This window comes from Thioalkalivibrio sp., from assembly GCF_041690275.1.
Taxonomy (GTDB): domain Bacteria; phylum Pseudomonadota; class Gammaproteobacteria; order Ectothiorhodospirales; family Ectothiorhodospiraceae; genus Thioalkalivibrio.
Window position 1 is genome coordinate 1 of sequence record NZ_JAWLHP010000032.1, and the last position, 24,230, is coordinate 24,230.

Annotated in this window: 26 protein-coding genes and 1 pseudogene; 3 read left to right on the forward strand and 24 right to left on the reverse strand. The window is 68.9% G+C overall.

The annotated features are described in order from the left end of the window. Positions 1 to 122: 122 nt before the first annotated feature. Genes ACESMN_RS07770 through ACESMN_RS07795 form a run of 6 tightly spaced genes read right to left on the reverse strand, consistent with a single transcriptional unit; the run spans position 123 to position 3,259 of the window. Entirely contained in the window at positions 123 to 1,109 is a 987-nt protein-coding gene (locus tag ACESMN_RS07770) for an NAD(P)H-dependent glycerol-3-phosphate dehydrogenase (protein ID WP_373053028.1), read from the reverse strand. 54 nt (positions 1,110 to 1,163) lie between these two features. Further along, positions 1,164 to 1,688 carry a protein-export chaperone SecB gene (secB, locus tag ACESMN_RS07775; RefSeq protein WP_373053029.1) on the reverse strand — a complete coding sequence of 175 codons (525 nt, stop codon included), beginning with the start codon at positions 1,686 to 1,688 and terminating at the stop codon, positions 1,164 to 1,166. 54 nt (positions 1,689 to 1,742) lie between these two features. Next, positions 1,743 to 2,183 carry a thioredoxin TrxC gene (gene trxC, locus ACESMN_RS07780; protein ID WP_373053030.1) on the reverse strand — a complete coding sequence of 147 codons (441 nt, stop codon included), beginning with the start codon at positions 2,181 to 2,183 and terminating at the stop codon, positions 1,743 to 1,745. Next, positions 2,180 to 2,449, reverse strand: coding sequence for a glutaredoxin 3 (grxC, locus tag ACESMN_RS07785; protein WP_373053031.1), 270 nt, complete (start codon positions 2,447 to 2,449; stop codon positions 2,180 to 2,182). Before grxC ends, trxC begins: the two co-directional genes overlap by 4 nt. A 9-nt stretch (positions 2,450 to 2,458) precedes the next feature. Beyond that, on the reverse strand, positions 2,459 to 2,887 hold the full coding sequence (locus ACESMN_RS07790) for a rhodanese-like domain-containing protein (protein ID WP_373053032.1): 429 nt from the start codon (positions 2,885 to 2,887) through the stop codon (positions 2,459 to 2,461). Between the two features lie 18 nt (positions 2,888 to 2,905). Continuing rightward, entirely contained in the window at positions 2,906 to 3,259 is a 354-nt protein-coding gene (locus ACESMN_RS07795; protein ID WP_373053033.1) for an ArsR/SmtB family transcription factor, read from the reverse strand. Between the two features lie 153 nt (positions 3,260 to 3,412). Here ACESMN_RS07795 and ACESMN_RS07800 point away from each other — a divergent pair, with 153 nt between their 5' ends. The 3 genes and pseudogenes from ACESMN_RS07800 to ACESMN_RS07810 all read left to right on the forward strand — a co-directional run bounded on the left by ACESMN_RS07800 (position 3,413) and on the right by ACESMN_RS07810 (position 6,454). Beyond that, positions 3,413 to 4,480, forward strand: a complete 1,068-nt coding sequence (locus ACESMN_RS07800) for a murein hydrolase activator EnvC family protein (RefSeq protein WP_373053034.1) — start codon at positions 3,413 to 3,415, stop codon at positions 4,478 to 4,480. A gap of 97 nt (positions 4,481 to 4,577) precedes the next feature. Then, positions 4,578 to 5,679, forward strand: a pseudogene (locus ACESMN_RS07805) (S41 family peptidase); the annotation flags it as partial. A gap of 217 nt (positions 5,680 to 5,896) precedes the next feature. Beyond that, positions 5,897 to 6,454 (forward strand): DJ-1 family glyoxalase III, encoded by a 558-nt coding sequence (locus ACESMN_RS07810; protein ID WP_373053035.1) that lies wholly within the window; start codon positions 5,897 to 5,899, stop codon positions 6,452 to 6,454. An 80-nt stretch (positions 6,455 to 6,534) separates the two neighbouring features. Here the strand turns inward: ACESMN_RS07810 and ACESMN_RS07815 are convergent, their stop codons facing one another. From ACESMN_RS07815 to rsmG, 18 genes are all read right to left on the reverse strand, one after another. Beyond that, positions 6,535 to 7,386 carry an HAD-IIB family hydrolase gene (locus tag ACESMN_RS07815; RefSeq protein WP_373053036.1) on the reverse strand — a complete coding sequence of 284 codons (852 nt, stop codon included), beginning with the start codon at positions 7,384 to 7,386 and terminating at the stop codon, positions 6,535 to 6,537. Then, a complete protein-coding gene (locus tag ACESMN_RS07820; protein ID WP_373053037.1) occupies positions 7,376 to 8,632 on the reverse strand; it encodes an amylo-alpha-1,6-glucosidase in 1,257 nt (418 codons plus the stop codon). The genes ACESMN_RS07815 and ACESMN_RS07820 overlap by 11 nt, the downstream gene beginning before the upstream one ends. A gap of 42 nt (positions 8,633 to 8,674) precedes the next feature. Beyond that, positions 8,675 to 9,832 carry a S1C family serine protease gene (locus tag ACESMN_RS07825; protein ID WP_373053061.1) on the reverse strand — a complete coding sequence of 386 codons (1,158 nt, stop codon included), beginning with the start codon at positions 9,830 to 9,832 and terminating at the stop codon, positions 8,675 to 8,677. A 160-nt stretch (positions 9,833 to 9,992) separates the two neighbouring features. Then, positions 9,993 to 10,574, reverse strand: coding sequence for a DUF99 family protein (locus ACESMN_RS07830; RefSeq protein ID WP_373053038.1), 582 nt, complete (start codon positions 10,572 to 10,574; stop codon positions 9,993 to 9,995). Positions 10,575 to 10,603: 29 nt separating this feature from the next. Then, a complete protein-coding gene (glmS, locus tag ACESMN_RS07835) occupies positions 10,604 to 12,451 on the reverse strand; it encodes a glutamine--fructose-6-phosphate transaminase (isomerizing) (RefSeq protein ID WP_373053039.1) in 1,848 nt (615 codons plus the stop codon). Between the two features lie 116 nt (positions 12,452 to 12,567). Next, positions 12,568 to 14,007: a bifunctional UDP-N-acetylglucosamine diphosphorylase/glucosamine-1-phosphate N-acetyltransferase GlmU gene (gene glmU / locus ACESMN_RS07840; protein WP_373053040.1), complete on the reverse strand. Its 1,440-nt coding sequence runs from the start codon at positions 14,005 to 14,007 to the stop codon at positions 12,568 to 12,570. A 139-nt stretch (positions 14,008 to 14,146) separates the two neighbouring features. After that, positions 14,147 to 14,569, reverse strand: a complete 423-nt coding sequence (locus ACESMN_RS07845) for a F0F1 ATP synthase subunit epsilon (protein WP_373053041.1) — start codon at positions 14,567 to 14,569, stop codon at positions 14,147 to 14,149. Positions 14,570 to 14,715: 146 nt separating this feature from the next. Beyond that, positions 14,716 to 16,095 carry a F0F1 ATP synthase subunit beta gene (gene atpD / locus ACESMN_RS07850; RefSeq protein WP_373053042.1) on the reverse strand — a complete coding sequence of 460 codons (1,380 nt, stop codon included), beginning with the start codon at positions 16,093 to 16,095 and terminating at the stop codon, positions 14,716 to 14,718. Between the two features lie 151 nt (positions 16,096 to 16,246). Beyond that, positions 16,247 to 17,110 (reverse strand): F0F1 ATP synthase subunit gamma, encoded by an 864-nt coding sequence (atpG, locus tag ACESMN_RS07855; protein ID WP_373053043.1) that lies wholly within the window; start codon positions 17,108 to 17,110, stop codon positions 16,247 to 16,249. Between the two features lie 12 nt (positions 17,111 to 17,122). Next, on the reverse strand, positions 17,123 to 18,664 hold the full coding sequence (gene atpA, locus ACESMN_RS07860) for a F0F1 ATP synthase subunit alpha (protein ID WP_373053044.1): 1,542 nt from the start codon (positions 18,662 to 18,664) through the stop codon (positions 17,123 to 17,125). Positions 18,665 to 18,677: 13 nt separating this feature from the next. Further along, positions 18,678 to 19,214, reverse strand: coding sequence for a F0F1 ATP synthase subunit delta (locus ACESMN_RS07865; protein ID WP_373053045.1), 537 nt, complete (start codon positions 19,212 to 19,214; stop codon positions 18,678 to 18,680). A 9-nt stretch (positions 19,215 to 19,223) separates the two neighbouring features. Next, positions 19,224 to 19,694: a F0F1 ATP synthase subunit B gene (locus ACESMN_RS07870; protein ID WP_373053046.1), complete on the reverse strand. Its 471-nt coding sequence runs from the start codon at positions 19,692 to 19,694 to the stop codon at positions 19,224 to 19,226. Positions 19,695 to 19,748: 54 nt separating this feature from the next. Next, positions 19,749 to 19,985: a F0F1 ATP synthase subunit C gene (gene atpE, locus ACESMN_RS07875; protein WP_012983953.1), complete on the reverse strand. Its 237-nt coding sequence runs from the start codon at positions 19,983 to 19,985 to the stop codon at positions 19,749 to 19,751. A gap of 103 nt (positions 19,986 to 20,088) precedes the next feature. Then, positions 20,089 to 20,931 (reverse strand): F0F1 ATP synthase subunit A, encoded by an 843-nt coding sequence (gene atpB / locus ACESMN_RS07880; RefSeq protein ID WP_373053062.1) that lies wholly within the window; start codon positions 20,929 to 20,931, stop codon positions 20,089 to 20,091. A 31-nt stretch (positions 20,932 to 20,962) separates the two neighbouring features. Beyond that, positions 20,963 to 21,346 (reverse strand): ATP synthase subunit I, encoded by a 384-nt coding sequence (locus tag ACESMN_RS07885; protein ID WP_373053047.1) that lies wholly within the window; start codon positions 21,344 to 21,346, stop codon positions 20,963 to 20,965. A 530-nt stretch (positions 21,347 to 21,876) separates the two neighbouring features. Beyond that, positions 21,877 to 22,737 carry a ParB/RepB/Spo0J family partition protein gene (locus ACESMN_RS07890; RefSeq protein ID WP_373053048.1) on the reverse strand — a complete coding sequence of 287 codons (861 nt, stop codon included), beginning with the start codon at positions 22,735 to 22,737 and terminating at the stop codon, positions 21,877 to 21,879. 78 nt (positions 22,738 to 22,815) lie between these two features. Then, complete coding sequence (locus ACESMN_RS07895; protein WP_373053049.1) at positions 22,816 to 23,604, reverse strand: ParA family protein; 789 nt, start codon at positions 23,602 to 23,604, stop codon at positions 22,816 to 22,818. Next, a complete protein-coding gene (gene rsmG, locus ACESMN_RS07900; RefSeq protein ID WP_373053050.1) occupies positions 23,601 to 24,230 on the reverse strand; it encodes a 16S rRNA (guanine(527)-N(7))-methyltransferase RsmG in 630 nt (209 codons plus the stop codon). Before rsmG ends, ACESMN_RS07895 begins: the two co-directional genes overlap by 4 nt.

A 24,230-nucleotide genomic window follows, 5' to 3' on the forward strand; every position in this document is an offset into this window, starting at 1 on the left:
CGCCGGATCGCGGCCGGGAGGCCGCTCCCACAGTGCCGGCCTGGCTCGAAGGCGACGCCGGATCGCGGCCGGGAGGCCGCTCCCACCGCTCCCACAGTGCCGCCCCTACCACCCGGCTGCTGCTACTCGGCGACCGGGTCGCGTTCCAGGAGGCGGCGGACGGCCTCGCGCACCGGGCGGTCCCTGTAGAGCACCGCGTGCACCTCGGCGCAGATCGGCATCTCCACGCCGGCCTCCGCCGCCTTCGCGACCGCGACGCGGGCGGTCTCGGCACCTTCCACCGCCTGCCCGATCCGTCCCAGGGCCGTCGCCAGGTCGAAGCCCTGACCGAGATACAGCCCCAGGCGCCGGTTGCGGGACTGATCGTCGGTACAGGTCAGAACGAGGTCGCCGAGACCCGAGAGGCCGGTGAGCGTCTGCGGACGCGCGCCGACCGCCGCGCCGAGGCGCTGCAGCTCGGCCAGGCCGCGGGTGATCAGCGCGGCCCGGGCATTGGCACCGAAGCCGGCTCCGTCCGAGATGCCGGCGGCGATGGCCAGCACGTTCTTGAATGCCCCGCCGAGCTCCACTCCCAGCACGTCCGCATTGCGGTACACGCGCATCGCGCGTCCGTGAAAGGCGCGCACGACCCGTTCCAGCGCATCGGGGTCGGTGCCCGCGGCGGTCAGCGCGGTGGGCTGGTCGCGGGCCACCTCGCCGGCAAAGGAAGGACCGGACAGCAGCGCCGGCGGCTGCCCCGGGAGCTCCTCGGCCAGCACCTCGTGCAGCCAGGCGCCGGTGCTCTTCTCCAGCCCCTTCGTGGCCCAGGCGACGCGCTGCCCCGGGGCGATGAATTCCGCCACCCAGTGCAGCGTCTCGCGGAAGCCGCCGGTCGGGACCGCGACGAGGATCAGGTCGCGGTCCCGCAGCGCCGCCTCGCGGTCCGCGAGGATCCGGAGGTTCTCCGGAAAGTGCACGCCGGGCAGATAGCGCGCGTTCTCGCGACGCGACGCCAGCAGCGCCGCCTGCGCCGGCGCGCGGGCCCACAGCAGCACGTCCTCGTGCAGGCGCGCCGCCTGCATCGCGAGCGCGGTGCCCCACGAGCCCGCCCCGAGGACCGCTATGCGCACGGGAGCCTGCATGATCGCTGGCGCCGCGTCGGCGCGCGGGATGCGCGATCCGCCTCAGGCGGTCGCAGAGCCGGACTCGCCGGCCTGCTCGCCGCGCTGCCGCTCCTGCTGGTGCTGCGCGTACAGCGCATCGAAGTTGACCGGCTGCAGCAGCATCTGCGGAAAGCCTCCCTTCAGCACCAGGTCGGCGACCACCTCGCGGGCGAAGGGGAACAGCAGGTTGGGACAGTAGGCCCCGAGCAGGTGCCCCTGCTGCTCCTGCGAAAAGCCGCGCGCAACGAACACGCCCGCCTGCTTCACCTCGACGAGGTAGGCGTTCTCGCCCTGGGAGGTCGTGGTAACCGTCAGGCCCAGCTCCACCTCGTACACGCCCTCCTGCTCGTTCAGCGTGCGTATCTTCGTGTTCAGCTGCACGTTGGTGTCGCCCTTCCACTCCTTCAGGAACACCCCGGGGGCGCCCGGCGCCTCGAAGGACAGGTCCTTGATGTAGGTCTTCTGGATAAGGAATTCGGGGCCCTTGCCCGGTTCGGGCGCGGCGCCGGAGTTGGTGCCGCTGCCGGTGTTGGTGTCTTCAGCCATAAGGTGGTCTCGTTGCCGGAGGGTTGGGAGATCGGCCTCGAAGCGGGCCGGGGTTCAGCGCGCGGCCTGCCGCGCCCAGCCCATGATATCCGAGGCGGACATCGCGCCGCTCTGGCGTGCGACCTCGCGGCCCCCGAGGAAGAGGATCATCGTGGGGATGCCGCGGATGCCGAAGCGCGCGCCTGCATCCGCATGCGCCTCGGTGTCCAGTTTCAGCAGGCGGAAGCCGGGCTCCAGCTGCCGCGCCGCCTCGGCGTACTGCGGGGCCATCACGCGGCAGGGGCCGCACCACGGGGCCCAGAAGTCGACCAGCACCGGACGCTGGTCGCGGGCCAGGAACCGCTCCAGCCGGCCGCTGTCGACCGCCGTCGGCTCGCCGGTGAACAGTGGCTGACGGCAGGCTCCGCAGCGCGCGTCCAGCGCCTTCGCATCGGGCACACGATTCACCTGCCCGCAATGCGGACAGACGCGATGCGGGGCCGCAGGCCCGCTCATGCCTCGGGCCCCCGTGCCTCGTCCACCAGCCGCGACAGCCGGCCCGACCGGTGCAGCGCGGCGAGGTCGTCGTACCCGCCGATGTGCCTCTCGCCGAGGAAGATCTGCGGCACCGAGGTGCGTCCGGAGCGCTCTTCCATCACCCGCCGCTCATGCGGCTCGAGCTCCACGTGGATCGGCTGGTACTCGTATCCGAGCCGGTCCAGGAGTTCCCGGGCCATCTGGCAGTAGGGACAGAACTGGGTGAGATAGATCTGGAAACGCATCGGGCAATGCTATTTCTTCTTCACGGGCAGACCCGCGGACTGCCAGGCCTGGATGCCACCCTGCAGGTTGGTCACGTCGGTAAACCCGGCGGCGACCAGCTGCGAGGCCGCGACCGCCGAGCGTGCCCCAGTGCGGCAGTACACCAGCACCGGCGACTCCTTGTAGCGGTCGATGTCCTCGACGCGCTTCTTCAGCACGCCCAGCGGGATGTGGCGGGCGCCCGGGATGCGCCCCCCGGAGATCTCGTTGTCCTCGCGCACGTCGAGCACGAGGGATCCATCCTGGTTCATCACCCGCACCGCCTCGGCCGGCGGCAGCGCCCGGTACTTGCGCGTCAGGCGCTGGAACTCCGTGAAGAGAATCAGCGCGACGACCGCGATCAGGGCCCCGCTGAGGAGCGGGTGGTTGCCCAGGAACTCGGGCAGACGTTCAAGCATCAGGACACACCTTGGTCATCAGGAATTGCAGAATACATCCTGCATCATTCCGATCAGGCGCAGCGTGCGGGCATCGCCGACTCGGTAATAGACGCGGTTGGCATCCTTGCGCGTGGCAAGGATGCCCTTGTCCCGGAGGATGCCCAGATGCTGGGAGATGTTGCTCTGCGAGGTCCCGACCTGGTCGACGATCTCCTGCACGCTGATCTCGCGATCACCGAGAATGCAGAGTATCTTCAGCCGCAGCGGATGGGACATCGCCTTCAGGGAGCGGGACGCCCGCTCGATGTCCTCGTCCTGGCTCATCAGGGGTTCATCAAAGCAGTTTGGATCGTGGGTCACGGCGGAGCATCCGGTTTTGAGGAAGATCATGTCTCGAAGACGACTATATAAGGGAATATAAGCAATCAAAAGTACTCGGATATTGCCACAAACGCAATGGTCAATCTCGACAAAGCTCCCCGATTACAGCCGGTTGGCTGGCTCTTCGCGGCCCTGATCCTGTGTGCGCCCGCGGCCGGGGCCATGGAGACGGAAGCCGAACTGGAGGTGACGCGGGAGGCGATGCGAGCGCTGGAGCGCGGACAGCAGGAGCGCCAGCGCGAGATCGAGCGCCTGGAGGAACGCGCGGCCGAGGTTGCGCGGCGCAGCCAGGACCTGCGCGATGCGGAACGTCGCCTGCGGACGGCGGTGGCCGAACAGGACCGCGCGGTGGCGGAGCGCCAGCAGGAGACGGAAGAGCGGGAGGCGGAACTGGCCGCGGGCCGGGAGCAGGCGCTGCAGCTGCTGAGAAGCCAGTGGCTCCGCGAGCGCCACCGTCCCTGGACTGCGGACGATGCCGAACTGAGCCGCCATCAGCGGCATCTGGATGCCCGGATCCAGCTCCTGCGCGAGCAGGCGCTGGCGCGGATCGCCAGACGGGCGGCCGCCCTGGCCGAAGCACGCGACCGGCTCGCCGCCGCACGTGACGAACTGCTCGCGCGCCAGACCGAGACTCGCCGGACGCTGCGGAAGATCGCTGACAGGGAAGAGGAACTCGCGGCACTGCTGGCCCGGCTCGACCAGCAGATCGAGAATGACGCACTGGAACTGGAACGGCTCGCGCGCAACGCCGAGACACTGGAGACGGTACTGCGCCGGATGGATGAGCCGCCCCCCGCACCGCAGGCCGACGCCCCCGGGGACGGGAGCCGCTTCGCAAGCCGCCGGGGCGCACTGCGACCGCCGGTCGACGGCAGCCTCCTGCATCGTTACGGGACCCCGCGCAACGGGGCCGTGCACGCCTCCTGGCGCGGCGAGGTCTTCGAGACCGGCCGGGACGCGCCGGTGCGCGCGGTGCATCACGGACAGACGGTCTACGCGGACTGGATGCGCGGCTACGGCTTCGTGGTGATCCTCGACCATGGCGAGGGTTATCTGACGCTATACGCCAACGGCCGCGAGCTGCTCACCCGGCCGGGGGAACAGGTTGCGGCCGGCGACGTGATCGCGCGTGCCGGCGATGCCAGCGCCGCGATCGCCCCGGGGCTGTATTTCGAGCTGCGCCACCAGGGGGAGACATTGAACCCACGGCCGTGGTGGGACTCCAACTGAGCAGCATCACGCCGCTGTCGCCGGGCGCGTTTCTTGCGGTGCGGCAGTGGGCCAGTGATACCATGCGAGCAATGATTTCCCTAAAGGCGACAAAGACATGAACAAGCGTTTCAGCGTCGGCTACGGTCTGGTCACCGGCGTCATCCTGGGGGTTCTCCTCAGTGTTTCCGTGGGCGTATTCGCCGACCGCAACGACGGCGCGAGCGAGACGCTCCCGGTCGAGGACCTGCGCCGCTTCACTGACGTCTACATGCGCATCAAGCGCAACTACGTCACCGAGGTGGAGGACCACGACCTGCTCGACAATGCGATCAAGGGCATGCTCTCCGGACTGGATCCGCACTCGGCCTATCTGGACGAGCAGGAATTCCGCGATCTGCAGGTCGGCACAAGCGGCGAGTTCGGCGGCCTCGGCATCGAGGTTGGCATGGAGGACGGCTTCATCAAGGTGATCGCGCCGATCGACGATACGCCCGCGAGCCGGGCCGGCATCCGCGCCGGCGACCTGATCATCCGCCTGGACGACACCGCAGTGAAGGGCATGAGCCTGTCCGACGCGGTGAACAAGATGCGCGGCAAGCGTGGCACCGACATCACGCTGACCATCATGCGCGAGGGTGTGGAGGGGCCGCAGCGCATCACCATCACCCGTGACATCATCCAGGTCCAGAGCGTGCGCTCGGAGCAACTCGAACCGGGCTTCGGCTACGTGCGCGTCACCAACTTCCAGTCGCGCACCGCGCGCGACCTCGTGCGCGCGGTCGAGGACCTGAAGGAAGACGTCCCGCTGCAGGGCCTGGTGCTGGATCTGCGCAACAATCCCGGGGGCGTGCTGAACGGGGCCGTCGGTGTGTCCGACGCCTTCCTGGACAGTGGCCTGATCGTCTATACGGAGGGCCGGCTGCAGGAATCGCAGTTCCGGTACACGGCCTCCCCCGGCGACGTCGCCGACGGCGTCCCGATGGTGGTGCTGGTGAACGAGGGTTCGGCCTCGGCCTCGGAGATCGTCGCCGGGGCGCTGCAGGATCACAAGCGCGCGGTGGTGATGGGTACCCCGACCTTCGGCAAGGGATCGGTGCAGACCATCCTGCCGCTGGCGCAGGAGACCGCGATCAAGCTGACCACCGCGCGCTATTTCACGCCCGACGGGCGCTCGATCCAGGCCGAGGGCATCCAGCCCGACATCCGCATCGAACCCGTCAGCGTCACCCGTACGGAGGACAACGGGCCGAGCCTGAACGAGGCGAGCCTGGAACGCCACCTCGAGGGCAGTATCGACAACGGCGCGTTCGGGAACGGCGCGGAGTCCGACGACACCGACGAGACCGACGAGGAACCGCTGGCCCAGCGTGACTTCGGCCTGTACGAGGCGCTGAACCTGCTGAAGGGCCTCGCGATCATGGGTGCCCGCCCGTGATGAACATCGACCCGGACCAGATCCGTGTATTGGTCCCGCTGGCACCGGGGGCCGAGGAACTGGAGGCGGTCACCATCATCGATCTCCTGCGCCGTGCCGGCTTCACCGTGGTGGTCGCCGGGCTCGAACCGGGACCGGTGACCTGCTCCCGCAAGACGGTGATCCTGCCCGATCGCGAACTCGATGACGTGGTCGACGAGGACTTCCATCTGGTCGTGCTCCCGGGCGGCCTGCCGGGCGCGGACCACCTGCGCGACGATGCCCGGGTGCGGTCCGTGGTCCGGCGTCAGTCCGATGCCGGTCGACTGCTCGGTGCGATCTGTGCGGCGCCGAAGGCGCTCGCCGGCGCGGGGGTGCTCGAGGGTCGCCGGGTGACCGCCTACACCGGTGCCCTGGACGCCAGCGGCCTGTCGTCGACGGCCACGCCGGTGGAGGTCGACGGCGGCGTGGTCACCGGTCGCGGACCCGGCGTCGCGATTGATTTCGCCCTCACGCTGATCGAGCAGCTCGCGGGTCCGGACGCCCGGCGGGACGTCGAGGAGCCGCTGCTGCGCTGAGCGCCGGCGCGCCCGCGGCCGGTGCGGGGGGTGGTATGGGGCCGAATGGGGACAGATTTGTAAATCCGTCCCCATTCGGCTTAAGAGTCCGACTCCAGCCAGGCGCGGGTGTGCGGCAGGTAGTGCGCCAGGCCTTCCAATACGCCGGCGGCGTAGTTGCCGTTCATGCCGAGGAACCCGCCACGGGCGACGTAGAGCCGATCGGCTCTCCCCGACTCGGCGGCGCGACGCTCGGCCTCCTCGCGGACCTCCGGTGGGGCATTGCGCACCAGCACCGCCTGCAGGCTGCTGACCAGGACCTCGAGGTCGTTGCCGCTGTCGCCGGCGAAGACCGTCTGGCGGTCGCCGAAGCCCCTGTCCCGCATCAGGAAGGCGATCGCATGGCTCTTGTTTGCCGAGGCGGGCAGCACGTCGAGCAACCCGCAGTGTGCCTGTTCGTCGATGCTCCAGATCAGATTCGCCCGGACACCGTTGTCCTTCAGTCGCCGGCGCACCTCGGACAACAGCGCCTCGGGCCGCGGATCCTCCGGCCCGTAGTAGCTGAGCTTGAAGTCGTTCTGCTTCTCCGCCTCCTGCAGGCGCAGGCCCTCGACGCCGCGCAGGAGGTTGGCCAGATCGGCGCCCTCCATGCCCTGCCAGTCCGGCGCTATCTCGCGGGACCAGGCCTTCATGGGCTGCCAGTGATCCCCGTGAACGCGGTAGATGGTGGTGCCGACATCGCCGATCGCGAAGTCGGGCACCGGCAGATCGTAGTCCCGGATCGCGTTTCGCAACAGGCCCTCGTCGCGCCCGCTCACGTACACCAGCGTGGACTCCGGGCGCGCGGCGAAGCGGCGCAGCAGCTCGCGGGCCCGCGGGGACTCCGGCTGGTCCCCGTTCGGGATGATGGTGCGGTCGAGGTCGGTGCAGAGCACCACGTGATCAGCCGGCATGGTCTATCCCGAAGACCTCGCGTCCCTCGAGCGCCGCTCCGGCGATCACCGCGGCGGCCGCGCTCCAGCCCTGGCGGCGCGTGCCCCCGGGCGTGCGGTCACGACCGTGCACGAACTCCGGGAAGGACCAGTCCTCGCCGTCCATCGCGAGTCGGTTCCCGGCATGCACCGCGTGCAGGTAGCGGCGGGCCGCCTGCCCACGCCCGCGCAGCGCCAGGTCGGCGGCGTGGAAACCGGTGAGCATCGGCCACAGACCGCCATTGTGGAACTCGTAGGGCTTGTTCTTGAAGGTGTAGGAAAACATGACCTGAAGATCCTCCCAGTCTTCGTCGACCGGCTCGATCACCGGGTGGAATGCCGGCAGCAGCGGCAGCTCGTCGTCAACCAGTTCCTCCGCGATGTAGCGGTCGACCCGCTCGCGCTGGTCGTCGTCGGCCACGCCCAGCAGGGACGCGAGCACGTTCGCGAAGGCGTCGAAGCGGTAACTGTAACCGGTGGGCGAGAAGGACGGTAGCCAGTAGCGGTCCGCGCAGTGCGGCGCGGCCTCCTGTCCCCTGCGGTACAGCACCTCGTGGTACGCGTCTCCGGCCTGATCCGCATCACCGTCGAACCAGTAATTGGCGCGGATCAGGTGATACAGGTGGCTGATCCGTTCCTCGAGCCTGTGATCCGTCGAGCCGTGCACCCCGGCGTGCAGCGCGGCGAGACTGCGCTGCGTCTGCAGGTAGAGCAGCTGATCGTAGAGAACATATCCGCTCTGCAGGTACTCGTCGGCCCAGTCGCCGGTCGGCGGCACATACAGCAGCCCGCGGTTGTTGAACTCCCAAGCGCCGAGCAGGGCGCGCACCTTTTCGAGCGCCGGAAGCATCGCATCGAGGAAGTCCCCGTCTTCGGTCGCCCGCCAGTATTCCGCGCAGGCGATCACGAACCACAGGTCGGCATCCACGCGCCCGGTGGTGCCCCCGTAACTGACGCGTCCGGTCACCGGGTCGACATTGCTCGGGATCTCGCCGTGCGGTCCCTGGTGGCGCACCAGGGTGTGCAGGGTGCTGCGCGCAGCGGCGATCAGTTCCTCGTCCTGCGCACACAGGGCGGCCAGCGACAGCATCGCCCCGTCCCGCGCCCAGACCCGCCGATAGTTGGAGCGGTCCGTCGGCGAGGCCAGAAAGCCGGCCTCGGTCGCGCAGGACCGCAGCAGCGACAGCGCCTGCCGGTGACCCTCCTGCTCGAGGTCGTCGTCTCCCATCGATCCCGCTTCCTCCATCTACCGGTGGCGCGGTGGCCGCTGTCAGTCGGCCTCGACCGGCACCACCTCCAGTTCGATCTCGAAGCTGCGCTCGCTGCCGTCACGCCAGACGGTCACGGTCACCACATCGCCTTGCTCACGCTCCAGGACCACGCGCTGCAGGTCGATCGCCCGGCGTACGGGCTCGCCCTCGGCCGCGGTGATCACGTCCATCCCGACCGGGAAGGGCTGTTCATCGACCAGCACGATCGCCTCGGGACCCCGTATGCCCGCCTGGTCCGCCGGACCGCCACTGGACACGCCAGTGACCACGACACCGTGGTCGGGCAGGCCCAGCTGCTCGCGCAGGGGTTCTGGATAATCCTGGACCCGCAGGCTGATCTGCAGTCCCAGCCGCGGCCGGTCGGGCAGCTGCGCGGCCGCTGCGGCAAACCCGGAGAGTCCGCCGGCCCGCAGCTCGCCCATTGTCTCGGCAACCAGGTTGCTGGGCACCGCGAGGCCGATCCCCGCGAAGGCGCCGGCGGGCGCGAGGATGGTGTTGTTGATGCCGATCACCTGGGCGGCGGAGTTCAGCAGCGGGCCGCCCGAGTTGCCGGGATTGATCGCGGCATCGGTCTGGATGTAGGGAATCTCGATGCCGGCGACACCCGGCTGCTCGCGCTCCACCGCGGAAATGATCCCCGCGGTCACCGTCGAGTGCAGACCGAAGGGATTGCCGATCGCGATCGCCTTCTGTCCTACCTCGACCCGGTCCGAGTCGGCGAGCGCGATGGGCGGCACGACGGGAGCGCGATCCGGCTCCAGCAACTCCAGCAGCGCGAGATCCACGTCCGGGTTGGCGCCCAGCACGCGCACCTCGTGCTCCTCGTCCGGGCTGTCGAGGAAGGACACCATCAGCGATGCGTCGGGGGCAAGCTCCACGACCTCGTCGGTCGTCTCGCCCAGCGCCATCGCCACCACATGGAAGTTGGTGATGATGCGCCCGGCGCCATCCACGACGAAGCCGCTGCCGCCGGCGAATCGCCGGCCCGGGTTCTCGGCCCCGGAGGGCTCGCTCTCCGCCATCACGCGCACCGCGACCACCGACCGGGCGATCTGGCGGACCACCTCGATGGTGTTCTGTTCGTAGGCCAGGCGGTCGGACCCGTCGGCAGGCAGCTTGGACGCCACCGGCTGGACGAGCAGGGCGCCGAACAGCAGCGTCAGCAGTGCAAGGGTGCGAGCGCCGAACGCAGACGCGGCAGGGCCTCGTCCGGTTCTTCCTGAGAAATTCATGGCACAGGCCTCCCGGGTGCGATGAGCGGGGCCCAAGAATAGAGAACCGCGACCCGCATGCCAAACCGGCCCGGCACACCGGGCCTCAGGCTCGGTGGCGGCTCTCGCCAGTGGTCACGCCGCCGGCGACGAGGTGCGCCACGCGCAGCGGTTCCGGCATGAGGCCGTGCAGCTGGAGCCCGGTCAGAAGAGTCCGCGCGTCGGCGGGCGAAAGACCGTGGCGCTGGACATAGACGCCCGCCAGGGGTTCCATCGGCCCCGCCGCCTCGATCAGGCGCCACTTGCGCCGGCCGCCGGGCACGCGCCGCTCCAGCGCGCTGCGGATGCGCTCCAGACCGGGCTCGCGGCGGGCAACCACCAGCACCGGGAGGCCCGTGGACCTGCCCAGCGCGGCCAGGTCGACCACGTTGAAGCCCGCCAGCGCGATGCCCTGCAGCAGCACGGCCTGGAGCTGCGGCCGGAAGCGACTCGCCTCGATACAGGCCGCCAGTCGGGCTGCCGCGTTGGCCCCGTCGCGACGCACCCGGGTGGACAGCACGCCCTCCAGGCGCTGGCCGGCGAAGACCGCACCCACCACCAGCACGTCACCGCGATGACTGCGCGCGAAGGGGGCGTCGTCGAAGCCAATGACGTGGGAAAGGACGCGGCGGGAGGAATCGGGTCTCACGGGGGTCCTCTCGGGAGCGACCGCCCAGCCTACTCCACGGTTACGGACTTCGCGAGGTTGCGGGGCTGATCGACGTCGGTGCCCTTCAGCACCGCGGTGTGATAGGCGAGGAGCTGCAGCGGGATGGTGAACAGGACCGGGGCCAGCCACTCCAGCGCGGGAGCCGTCGGCAGCGCGATCCAGGTGTCGTCGGCACTGAGCGCCGGCACCGTGTCGCGGTCCGCGAAGACCATCAGCTCGCCGCCGCGCGCGCGCACCTCCTGCAGGTTGCTCGCCAGCTTCTCGACCTGGGCGTCATTGGGGGCCACCGCGATCACCGGCATGTCCGCGTCCACCAGGGCCAGCGGGCCGTGCTTGAGCTCGCCGGAGGGATAGGCCTCCGCGTGGATGTAGGAGATCTCCTTCAGCTTCAGCGCTCCCTCCAGCGCGATCGGAAAGTGCTGGCCGCGACCCAGGAAGAGCGCATGCTGGCGCTCGACCAGCCGTTCCGAAAGCTCGGCAACCCCGGCGTCCATCGCCAGTACCGCGCGCACCTGCTCGGGCAGGGCCCGCAGGCCGCGGACCCAGTCCGCGCGCCCCTCGGGCGGGAGCTGCGCCGCCCGGCAGTGCTCCCCGAGCAGCAGCACCAGCAGCGCCAGCGCCACCAGCTGGGTGGTGAAGGCCTTGGTCGAGGCAACGCCGATCTCGGGCCCGGCATGGGTGAGCAGCGAGAGGTCGGCGTTGCGCACCATCGCGCTCTCGGGCACGTTGCAGATCGACAGGCGTGCGTGGAAGGCATCCGTGCGCGCCTGCTTGAGCACCGCGAGGGTGTCGGCCGTCTCGCCCGACTGCGAGATCACCACCAGCAGCGTGCCGGGCACCACCACGTGAGGGCGATAGCGATACTCGCTGGCCACCTCGACCTGGCAGGGCAGCCCGAGCACCGCCTCGAACCAGTGGCGGGCAACCAGCCCGGCATGGTAGCTGGTGCCGCAGGCGATGATCTGCACCCCGCGCACTCCGGAAAGCCGCTCGGCGGTCTCCGGCCCGAGCAGGTTGGGCAGCAGGTCGTCCGCGCCCAGTCGGCCCTCCAGCGTCGCGGCGATGGCCTCCGGCTGTTCGTGGATCTCCTTCAGCATGAAATGCCGGTAACCGCCGCGGTCGGCGGCCAGCGCCTCGCGGCTGCTCTCGCGCACCGGGCGTTGCACCGGCTCCCCGTCGCGGTCGTATACCGCGATTGCCTGCCGCTCCAGGACCGCGAAGTCGCCGTCCTCGAGGTCCACAAAGCGCTGGGTGACCGGAAGCAGCGCCTGGATGTCGGAGGCCGCGAAGTTCTCGCCGATGCCGAGCCCGATCACCAGCGGACTGCCCTCGCGCGCCAGCACCAGGCGCTCCGGCGCCTCCCGGTCCAGTACCGCGAGCGCATAGGCCCCGTGCATCTTCCCGGCAGCGGCCCGGAGCGCATTGAACAGGTCGCCGCTGCCGTTGGAGAGTTCGTCCATGATCAGGTGCGCGATCACCTCGGTGTCGGTCTCCGAGGTGAAGCGGTGGCCGCGCTCCTGCAGCATCGTGCGCAGGGCCGCGTGGTTCTCGATGATGCCGTTGTGCACCAGCGCGATGCGCTCGGCCGACATGTGGGGGTGCGCGTTCTCGGCGCTGGGCCTGCCATGGGTCGCCCAGCGCGTGTGGGCGATGCCGGCATCGCCCTTCAGCGCATCGCGCTCGACCACGTCGGCGAGCGCGGCCACCTTGCCGAGGGTGCGCTCGCGGACGATCCGCCCGCCCGAGAGCAGCGCAATGCCCGCGGAGTCGTAGCCCCGGTATTCCAGGCGGCGCAGCCCCTCCATCAGGACGGGCACGATGTTGCGTTCGGCGATGCCGGCTACGATTCCACACATGGCTGAAGTCTAGTCCTGAACGTGGCGACAGGTGAAGCGTCGGGGGACACCTGGCAGGCCGAGGCCCCTCCCCAGTCATCCTCCGCTTGCGGATGTCGGCAGATTCGGGGACAGATTTACAAATCTGTCCCCGAATCCGTCCCCGGGGGCGAGGATTCCGGGTCGCCGGGATCGTCAGCGGGCCTCCTCGCGGTCCTGCGCGGGCGTTCCCAGTCGCTGCGGGTCTGCTGGGGCGGCCGCGAGAACGTCAGGACACCGGACGGCGCGTCGCGCGTCAGCACCGTGCCGGCCCCGATCGTCGCGCCGTCACCGACCGTGACCGGCGCCACCAGCGCCGAGTTGGAGCCGATGAAGGCATCGGCGCCGATGCGGGTGCGGTGCTTGTTCGCGCCATCGTAGTTGCAGGTGATGGTGCCGGCCCCGATGTTCGCGCGCGGTCCCACCTCGGCATCGCCCAGGTAGGTCAGGTGATTGGCCTTCGCGCCGGGGCCCAGTGTCGCGTTCTTCATCTCGACGAAGTTGCCGACCGCGGCTCCGGCCTCGAGTTGAGCGCCGGGGCGCAGGCGCGCGAACGGGCCGACCCGGCAGCCCGGCCCGACGACACAGGATTCAAGCACCGAATAGGCGTCGATCTGCGCGTCGTCCTCGACGACCACGTCACGCAGGCGGCAACCGGGGCCGATCCGCACCCGGTCGCCCAGCCGCACCGTTCCCTCGAGGATCACGTTCAGGTCGACAAGGCAGTCCTCGCCGAAGTGCAGCTGGCCGCGCAGGTCGAAGCGGCCCGGGTCGGTCAGGGCCAGGCCCGCGCGCAGGCAGCGCTCGGCCTGACCGCGCTGGAACAGGCGTTCCTGCCCGGCGAGTTGCAGCCGGTCGTTGACGCCGAGCACGGCCTCCGGTGTGGCGCTCATCGCAAGCGCCACCGGACGGCCCTCCGCGCGCGCCGCCGCCACCACGTCGGTCAGGTACCACTCGCCCGCGCGGCGGTCGGCCTCCGCCTCGCCCTGCGCAAGCCAGCGCTTCAGATGTGCCGCCGGAGCGGAGAGGATCCCGGTGTTGATGCGGCGGATCCGTTGCTGCGCGGTATCGGCGTCGCGTTCCTCGACGATGCGCTCCAGGTGGCCTGGCGGGTGCTCGACCAGGCGGCCATAGCCCCTGGGGTCGGCGACCTCGGCACCCAGCACCACGAGATCGGCCGAAGCCTGGAGGCAGGCCTCGAGATCCTCCGGCGGAATCAGCGGCACGTCGCCGTAGAGGACCAGCACGCGCCCGGCGGGCTCCTGCCCTGCGAGCGCGAGACTCACCGCGTGACCGGTCCCCTTCTGCTCGGCCTGTTCCACGAAGCGCAGGTCGTCGGCCGCGACGGACGCACGGACCCGGTCGGCCTGGTGGCCGATCACCACGCTGATGCGCGCCGGCGACAGAAGGCGCGCGCGCTCCAGCACGTGCGACAGCATCGGGCGGCCGCCGAGCGGCTGGAGCACCTTCGGCAACGCCGAACGCATGCGCGTGCCCTTGCCGGCGGCGAGGATCACCACATGCAGTGCGGCGGTCACCGGCGTCGCTCCGTTGAGTGCGCCCGCCCGCGGTCGCCTGCGGACGGGCGGCGGACCAACCGGGGCCGAGGCGGGATTCCGCCGAACCGAGCGGGAGCGGGCGCCCGCACTCCGGGGGAGGGGATGCGGCGGAGCACGGTCAGCTGGCGCGACGCAGCTTCTGGATCATCTGCAGACGGGCCGCGGCCTCCACCAGTTCGGCCTGGGCCTTCGCGTAGTCGAAGTCCGCCCTGGAATTCGCCAGCGCGTCCTCGGCCCGGCGCTTGGCCTCCAGCGCCTCGGCCTCGTCGAGGTCCTTGGCACGGATCGCGGTATCCGCCAGCACGGTGACCACGTGCGGCTGCACCTCCAGGATTCCGCCGGACACGAACACGCGCTGCGGTTCGCCGTCCTCGGTCTCGCGAATGCGCAGCTCGCCCGGCTTCAGCCGCGCCAGCAGCTGGGTGTGGCGGGGATAGATCCCCACCTCGCCGGTCTCGGTGGTGGCGGCGAGCATGTACGCATCACCCGAATAGATCGACTCCTCCGCACTGACGACGTCGACGTGGATGGTCATGGCCATGGCAAACGCTCCTTAGGCACCGGCACGCGGGCAGCGCGCTGCTGATCCCCCTCTCCCGCGCGCGGAAGGGGAATGGGGAGAGGGAACGATCACGGCGCGACGCGCCCGACGTCCATCTTTGCGAATGCTGCGTGACGGCAGCATCGCTACTTCAGCTTCTCCGCCTTCTCGGCGGCCTCCTCGATGGAGCCGACCATGTAGAAGGCCTGCTCCGGCAGGTGGTCGTACTCACCGTCGACGATCGCCGCAAAGCCGCGGATGGTCTCCTTCAGCGGCACGTACTTTCCGGGAGAACCGGTGAAGACCTCGGCCACGAAGAAGGGCTGCGACAGGAAGCGCTGGATCTTGCGCGCGCGGGCCACCAGCAGCTTGTCATCCTCGGAGAGCTCGTCCATGCCGAGGATCGCGATGATGTCCTTCAGCTCCTTGTAGCGCTGGAGGGTGTTCTGCACCGCGCGGGCGGTGTCGTAGTGCTCGTGGCCGATGATGTTCGGGTCCAGCTGGCGACTGGTGGAGTCCAGCGGGTCCACCGCCGGGTAGATGCCCAGCTCGGCGATCTGGCGCGACAGCACCACGGTCGCATCCAGGTGCGCGAAGGTGGTGGCCGGGGACGGGTCGGTCAGGTCGTCCGCCGGCACGTACACCGCCTGGATCGAGGTAATCGAGCCCTTCTGCGTGGAGGTGATGCGTTCCTGCAGCACGCCCATCTCCTCCGCCAGCGTCGGCTGGTAGCCCACCGCCGAGGGCATGCGCCCGAGCAGCGCGGAGACCTCGGTCCCCGCGAGCGTGTAGCGGTAGATGTTGTCGATGAACATCAGCACGTCGCGACCCTCGTCGCGGAAGAACTCGGCCATGGTCAGGCCGGTCAGCGCCACGCGCAGGCGGTTGCCGGGTGGCTCGTTCATCTGGCCGTAGACCAGCGCCACCTTGTCGAGGACGTTGGAGTCCTTCATCTCGTGGTAGAAGTCGTTGCCCTCGCGGGTACGCTCGCCGACACCGGCGAACACCGAATAGCCCGAGTGCTCGATCGCGATGTTCCGGATCAGCTCCATCATGTTCACGGTCTTGCCGACACCGGCACCCCCGAACAGGCCGACCTTGCCACCCTTCGCAAACGGGCACAGGAGGTCGATCACCTTGATGCCGGTCTCCAGCAGTTCCGTGGACCCCGCCTGTTCGTCAAAGGCGGGGGCCGACCGATGGATCGCCCACCGCTCCTCCGACTCCACCGGACCGGCGTTGTCCACCGGCTTGCCGAGCACGTCCATCACGCGGCCCAGCGTGGCGGTGCCCACGGGGACCTGGATTGCGGCACCGGTCCCCTCGACCGCCATCTGGCGCTTCAGACCGTCGGTGGTGCCCATCGCGATGGTGCGCACGATGCCGTCACCGAGCTGCTGCTGGACCTCCAGGGTCAGGTCCTGGTCGACCAGGTTCAGCGCCTCGTAGACCTTCGGCACGGCATCCCGCGGGAACTCCACGTCGACCACGGCGCCGATGATTTCGACAATCTTTCCAGAACTCATGTATGCAATCCTCTAGGTCGATAATTCTTGCGGGGGCCTGGAGCCTCTTGGTTCGTGTTCCCGGGGCAGGCGCTGCGGGTTCTGGCCACCGGCCCGCTCCCGTCCTCTCCCCGAGGGAGAGGGGATGCCGGGTCGCAGGGCGTCCCGTTGTTCATTCCACCGCGGCGGCGCCGCCGACGATCTCCGAGATCTCCTGAGTGATCGCGGCCTGGCGGGCCTTGTTGTAGATCAGGTTCAGCTCCTTGATCAGCGAGCCGGCATTGTCGGAGGCGGACTTCATCGCGACCATCCGCGCGGCCATCTCGCAGGCAACGTTTTCGACCACCGCCTGGTAGATCATCGACTCGACGTAGCGCTCGAGCAGGGTGTCCATCACCGGGTGCGTGTCCGGCTCGTAGATGTAGTCCCAGTGGTGCTTGAGTTCCTGTTCGGAGCTGGGCACCGTGGGCAGCATCTGCGACACCATCGGCTGCTGGGTCATCGTGTTGATGAACTTGTTCTCGACCAGCACCACGCGGTCGATGCGCCCCTCGCGGAAGCCGTCGAGCACCACCTTGACGCTTCCCAGCAGATCCGTGATGCGCGGCCGGTCACCGAGATGCGTGGCCTCGGCGATGATGTTGCCCCCCAGTCGCTTGAAGAAGCCCAGCGCCTTGTTGCCGAACAGGCAGAGATCCACCTCGACGCCCTCGTCGCGGTAGCGCTTCATTTCGCCGACGGCCTTCTTGAACAGGTTCACGTTCAGGCCCCCGCAGAGCCCCCGGTCCGTGGAGACGATGATCAGCGCCACGCGCTTCACCTCCCGCTCGACCATGAAGGGGTGGGTGTACTCGGCGCTGGCCATCGCGACGTGGCCGATGGTGCTGTAGATCTTGTCGGCGTAGGGGCGCGATTCCTCCATTCGCTCCTGGGCCCGGCGCATCTTGGACGCGGCGACCATCTCCATCGCCTTGGTGATCTTCTGAGTACTCTTGATACTCTTGATCTGCGTCCGGATTTCCTTTGTGCCCGCCATCGCGTGCTCCCGTTACCAGCTGTGTTTGGCCTTGAACTCTTCCAGGGCCTTGCGCATTGCCGACTCGATCTCGGAATCGTAGTCGCCGGACTCGTTGATCTTTTCCAGCAGGGCCTTCTGCGAGGATCGAACGTAGTCGAGCAGGGCCTGCTCGAAGTTCACGACCTTTTCCACTTCCACGTCGTCCAGAAAGCCCTCGTTGGCCGCGAACAGCGAAAAGGCCATCTCGCCGATCGCCAGCGGCGAGTACTGACCCTGCTTCATCAGCTCGGTCACCCGCTTGCCGCGATCCAGCTGCCTGCGGGTCAGTTCGTCGAGATCGGAGGCGAACTGCGAGAAGGCCGCGAGCTCGCGGTACTGCGCCAGCGCCAGACGCACGCCGCCGCCGAGCTTCTTGATGATCTTGGTCTGGGCGGCACCGCCGACGCGCGATACCGACAGGCCGGCGTTGATCGCGGGTCGGATGCCGGCGTTGAACAGGTCGGTCTCCAGAAAGATCTGGCCGTCGGTGATCGAGATCACGTTCGTGGGCACGAAGGCCGACACGTCGCCGGCCTGCGTCTCGATGATCGGCAGCGCGGTCAGGGAGCCGGTCTGGCCGGTCACCTCGCCGTTGGTGGCCTGTTCCACGTAGTCGGTGTTCACGCGCGAGGCCCGCTCCAGCAGGCGCGAGTGCAGGTAGAAGACGTCGCCCGGATAGGCCTCGCGGCCCGGCGGGCGGCGCAGCAGCAGCGACACCTGGCGGTAGGCCCAGGCCTGCTTGGTCAGGTCGTCGTAGATGATCAGCGCGTCCTCGCCCCGATCGCGGAAGTACTCGCCCATGGAGCAGCCCGAGTAGGGCGCGATGAACTGCATCGCCGCGGACTCGGAGGCGTTCGCCGCCACCACGATGGTGTGCTCCATCGCGCCCGACTCCTCCAGGCGGCGCACCACGTTGGCCACCGAGGAGGCCTTCTGGCCGACCGCCACGTAGATGCACTTCACGCCACTGCCGATCTGGTTGATGATCGCGTCGATCGCGACCGCGGACTTTCCGGTCTGCCGGTCGCCGATGATCAGCTCGCGCTGGCCGCGCCCGATCGGGACCATCGCGTCGATCGCCTTCAGGCCGGTCTGCAGCGGCTGCGACACCGACTGGCGCTCGATCACGCCGGGTGCGATCTTCTCGATCGGCGCGGTCCTGTCGGTGTTCACCGGGCCCTTGCCGTCGATCGGCCGGCCCAGCGAGTCCACCACCCGGCCCAGCAGTTCCGGGCCGACCGGAACCTCGAGGATGCGGCCGGTGCAGCGCACGGTGTCGCCCTCGGTGATGTGCTTGTAGTCGCCGAGGACCACCGCGCCCACCGAGTTGCGCTCGAGGTTCAGCGCCATGCCGAAGGTGTCGCCGGGGAACTCGATCATTTCGCCCTGCATCACGTCGCCGAGGCCGTGGATCCGGGCGATCCCGTCGGTCAGGCTGACCACGGTGCCCTCGGTCCGGGCCTCCGAGCTCACCTCGAACTTCTCTATGCGCTGCTTGATGAGATCACTGATCTCGGAAGGATTCAGTTGCATGGGTAGATTCCTCTTAGCGACTCAAATTGGCGGCAAGGCGGCTCAGCTGGCCCCGGACCGACCCGTCGATGACCAGATCGCCGGCACGGACCACGACCCCGCCGAGCAGGGATGCATCGACCGAGCACTCCAGGTCGACCTCGCAGCCGAAGCGCGCGCTCAGCGCATCGAGGAGCTGCTTTTCCTGACCCTGGGTGACCTTGCGGTAGGACACGACCTGCGCGACCACGCGCCGCTCGGTCTCCGCCTTCAGCGCAGCGAACTCGGCGTGCATCGCGGGCAGGGCCGGCAGTCGGCCGTTTTCGGCCAGCAGCTGCACGAAGTTGCGCACCGCGTCGCCCACGTGTCCCTCGGCGATGTCGAGCACCAGCCCGGCCTTCGCCGCGCGATCGGTGCGCGGATCGGTCAGGACCGCGCTGACGCGAGCATCTGCGGCGATGGCCGCGAGCAGCCCGAGCTGCGCGTCCCAGTCCTGCAGCGTGCCCTGGGCCTGCGCCAGCTCGAAGGCGGCGCGGGCGTAGGGACGGGCCACCGGTGTCATGTCGGACATGCGCTCTCCTTACAGCCGTTCGGCCAGGTCTTTCAGCAGGGTACCGTGCGCCTTGGCGTCGATCTCCTTCGCCAGGATCTGCTCGGCGCCCTGGACCACGAGTCCGGCCAGCTTCTTGCGGAGTTCCTCGCGGGCGCGGTTCATCTCCTGCTCGATGTCGGCGTGCGCGGCCTCCTTGATGCGCTCGCCCTCCTCGCGCGCCGTGGTCCTGCTCTCCTCGACCACCTCGTTCGCACGCCTCTGCGCCGCCGCGACGATCTCGCTGGCCTGCTGCTTCGCCTCCTTGATGACCTCCTTCGCGCGCTCCTCGGCCAGGCGCTGCTCGTTCTGCCCGCGCTCGGCGGCCGCGAGACCGTCGGCGATCCGCTTGCGCCGGGTCTCCAGGGCATTGGACAGCGGCGGCCACACGTAGAGCATCGTGAACCACACGAAGATGCTGAATGCCAGCAGCTGGCCGATGATGGTCAGATTGATATTCATCCTGCTACCTCGGGTTGACCAGTGGTGAGGGGCCCTCGGGACTCGGCCAGCCGGTCAGCCCAGAGCGAAGAGAACATAGAGGCCGATACCCACGCCGATCATCGGCACGGCGTCGGTCAGACCCATCACGATGAAGAACTGGGTGCGCAGCATCGGGATCAGTTCGGGCTGACGGGCCGCGCCCTCAAGGAAGCGACCGCCCAGGGTCCCCACGCCGATCGCGGCACCGACGGCGGCCAGACCCAGCAGCAGGGAGCCAGCCAGAACGATCAGAGCGTTTGCCATTTCCATCTTTGTATCTCCAGTCGAGTTTTGAATCGGTCAGTTGGATTGAAGAGGGTCGGGATCCCGATCAGGCGCGCGGAGAGTTCAGCCGAACTTCCTCCGTGGCCCACTAGTGCTCCTCGCTGTAGGCCATGTCGATGTACACGACCGTCAGGACCATGAAGATGAAGGCCTGCAGCGGGACGACCAGGATGTGGAAGATCGCCCAGCCGACGTGCAGCACGCCACCGACCAGTCCGAGCACCAGGCCGGCGGAGTACATCACGCCGATCAGGATGAAGATCATCTCCGCGGCATACAGGTTTCCGAACAGTCGCAGTGCGAGCGATACGGGCTTGGCGATCAGGTTGATCGTCTCGAGCACGAAATTGATCACCCAGAACACCGGCTTCAGCACGGTGATGCTGGTCTGGAACGGGATCCCGGTCAGTTCCTTGATGAAGCCCACCGGGCCCTTGATCTTCAGGCTGTAATACAGGATCAGGATGAAGACGCCGAGCGCGAGGCCGACGGTCACGTTCACGTCGGTGGTCGGCACGATCTTCATGTACGGGACGCCAGCGAGATAGAACAGGTGCGGGATCAGATCGACCGGGACCAGATCCATCAGGTTGAGCAGGAAGACCCAGACGAAGATCGTCAGCGCCAGCGGCGCGACCATGTCGTTCTTGTGCTTGAAGGAGCCACGGACGTTCTCGTCGACGAAGTCCATGATCCACTCGACGAAGTTCTGCCAGCCGCCGGGAACATCGGCGGTCGCCCGCTTCGCCGCGGCGCGGAAGGTCAGCAGGAAGAGGAGGCCGAGGCCGATCGACCAGAGCATGGAATCGACGTGGATGGCCCAGAAGCCCATCTCGGCCGCTTCGGTGCTGGTCATCGCGAAGCCCAGCCCGTTCTCGGGGTGCAGGCCGAAGGTGAGGTTGCTCAGGTGGTGAGCAATGTGCTCTTCCATGGTGGGCAGTGCGTTTTCCGAAGCCATGCAGTTATCTCTTCATTGCTTGATCAGAAACCCGGTGCATCCACCACACCGGCAGTAGGTGCACCACCAGGAAGGATCCGAGCAGCGAGAACATGGCCGGCTCCTCGACGCTCACAAACACGAGTGCGAAACCCGCCGCAACCAGTGCCAGACGCGCCAGCTCCGCCCCCATCATCCGGGTGGTCAGGGTACCGGGATCCGCGGCCCGGTAGTTGCGAAACACCAGCATCACCACGAGCAGGTTCCCGGCGATGGCGAGGCCGCCGCCCAGCAGCGCCGCGAGCGCCCAGGCGGCGCTGATCGGCACCATGGCAGCCGCCGCAAACAGGGTCACGCCCACTTGCAGGGCGAGCGACTGCAGCGCTGCCGTGAAACTCTGTTGCGCCATTCGACGGACGCGGCCGCTGGCCCGTCCCCTCCCCGAAAAAGTTGCCGCAGTATAAGAGTGGCCTTATGATCAGGTCAAACCGGTTTTGCTGCAGTGCAGCGTCGCCCGCAGACCGCGTTGCCGGCAAGGGCAGCGGGGCGTTCGGACGCGAGGAGCACGCCGGCGTGCGGGGGCGGGGTGGTATCGGGCAGACCGTTGCCGGACGCGCTCGAGCCTTCCATGGGCGCTCGATGGCGGGCATCCATGCCCGCCAACGGTCCGGCAACGGTCCGCCCGGTACCACCCTCGAATGCCGTGCCCGTTTCCGCGCCATGTAGGAGGCCGGATAGGCCCGCCCCCACCCTCCACGCGGCACGGCATTGCAGGCCGGATCGGGGGTTCCCGGGTCAGGACCGTAGGCGGCCACGGATGGCCGCCTTCGAGCGCCCACGGAAGGCTTGAGCGTGTCCTGACCCGGGATCCCCCGATCCGGCCCGGCCACCGACCCGAGCAGCAACCCGTGCACCCGAGCCGTTGCGCAGCCCTGAGAGTCAGTTGATGTGCGCGAGGATGCCATCGAGCTCGTCGAGGCTGTTGTACTCGATGACCAGGCGCCCCTTGCCGGCCCGGTTGTAGCGGACCTGCACGGAGGCCCCGAGGGTGTCGGAGAGACGGGTCTCGAGCTGCCGGACCTCGGGCAGGGGGGCGGCGGCGGGCGCGCGCACCGCGGGCTCCGCGAGCATCCGGCGCACCAGGCGCTCGGCGTCGCGCACGGAGAGCTGGCGCCGGACGATCTGCTCGGCGGCGAGCGGCTGCCGGTCCGTCGCCAGGCCGAGCAGGCAGCGGGCGTGGCCCATCTCCAGCTCCCCGGCGTTCACCCGCTCCTTCACCGCGTCGTGCAGATCCAGCAGGCGCAGCAGGTTGGTGACCGCGGTCCGCGAGCGGCCAACGGCGCTGGCCGCGTCCTGGTGGGTCATCTCGAACTCCCCGATCAGCCGCCGGATCGCCTGCGCCTCTTCCAGCGGGTTCAGGTTCTCGCGCTGGATGTTCTCGATCAGGGCCATCGCCGCCGCCGCCTGATCGGGGATGTCCCGGACGACCGCGGGCACGACTTCGAGTCCCGCCATCTGCGCCGCGCGCCAGCGGCGCTCGCCGGCGATCAGCTCGTAGCCGTCGCCGAGCCGCCGCACCACGATCGGCTGGACGATCCCCTGCGCCCGGATCGAGTTCGCGAGTTCCTCCAGCGCCTCGGCGCCCATGTGCACGCGGGGCTGATACTTGCCCCGCTTGATCTGTTCGATGGGGAGGTCCTGCAGCGCGTCTTCCCGGGGCAGCCCGTCCTCGCGGGACGGCTCGTTGCCGCTCAGCAGCGCATCGAGTCCGCGCCCGAGACCACTTTTCCGTTTGACCATGACATCCTATTCTCAACAGGTGGCGTCTTTGCGCCGGCCGGATCAACGAGTTATCAGCGGTGGCGCCACCGCGCCGGTTCAGGTGCCCGTATCGGGCGCCGCGGCGGCCCCGGGCCGGCGCAGCATCTCGCCCGCCAGCGCCAGATAGGCGAGGGCACCCCGCGAGTTCGCATCATACAGCAAGGCCGGCTGGCCGAAGCTTGGCGCCTCGGCGAGGCGCACGTTGCGCGGCACGATGGTCCGGAACACGCGTTCGCCGAAGTGGCCGAGGAGCTGGTCCGACACCTCGCCCGACAGCCGGTTGCGCGGATCGAACATGGTGCGCAGCAGCCCGGCGATCCGCAGGCGGGGATTCGGTCCGCGCTGGATGCTCTCGATCGTGCCCATCAGCGCGGTCAGGCCCTCCAGCGCGTAGTACTCGCACTGCATCGGGATCACGACCCCGTCGGCCGCTACCAGTGCGTTCACGGTCAGGAGGTTGAGCGAGGGCGGGCAGTCGATCAGCACGTGCTGGTAGTCGGAGAGCGCGCCGCCGAGGACCTCGCGCAGCCGGTACTCGCGGCGCGGCAGACCCATCAGCCGCACCTCGGCGAGGGTCAGATCGCCATTGGCGGGCACCAGATCGAAGCCCGATTCCACCCGGTAGGTGCACCCGGGGAGCTGCGCCTCGCCGAGCAGCAGTTCGCAGGCGTTCGGTTCGCGGCTGTGCTTGTCGTAACCGCAGCCGGTCGTGGCGTTGCCCTGGGGGTCGAGATCGATCACCAGCACGCGCCGGCCCAGCCGTACCAGCGAGGCCGCCAGGTTCACGCAGGTGGTGGTCTTGCCGACCCCACCCTTCTGGTTGGTGATGGCCAGGATCTGTGTCACGCGGATTCTCTCTCGATAACGGCAATGTGCCGGCTGGCGGATGATCCCGGGACGCGGACCGGCTCCACACGGCGATAGCTCCAGCCCGCCGGCAGCGATGCCTCGGCGGCGGCCGCCTGCCCCAGCATCGCCAGCATCCGCCCCCCCGGCGCGACGCAGTGACCGGCCAGCCGCACGAACTCCGGCGGCGCCGCGAAGGCCCGCGACACCACGGTAGCAAAACCCGGGTCCGGGTGCAGGTCCTGGACGCGCCCGTGTGCCGCGTGCACGTGCCCGAGATCGAGCTCCGCGATCGCCGCGCGCAGGAAGCGGACCCGCTTGGCGGCCGCATCCAGCAGGAGGTATTCGCGGCAACGGTCGGCCAGCGCGAGGACCAGGCCCGGCAGACCGGCGCCGCTGCCGACATCGAGCACGCGCCGGCCCTGCAGCCACGGCAGCACGCTCAGGCTGTCCAGCACGTGGCGGTCCAGCATCGCCCCGGCGCCCTTCACCGCGGTCAGGTTGTGCACCCGGTTCCAGCGCTCGAGCAGCTGCAGGTAACGGACCACGTCCGGGATCAGCGCCGGGTCCAGTCCGCGCGCGGCGCAGGCCGTGTGCAGGGCGTCTGCGCCGGGGGCGTGGGACAC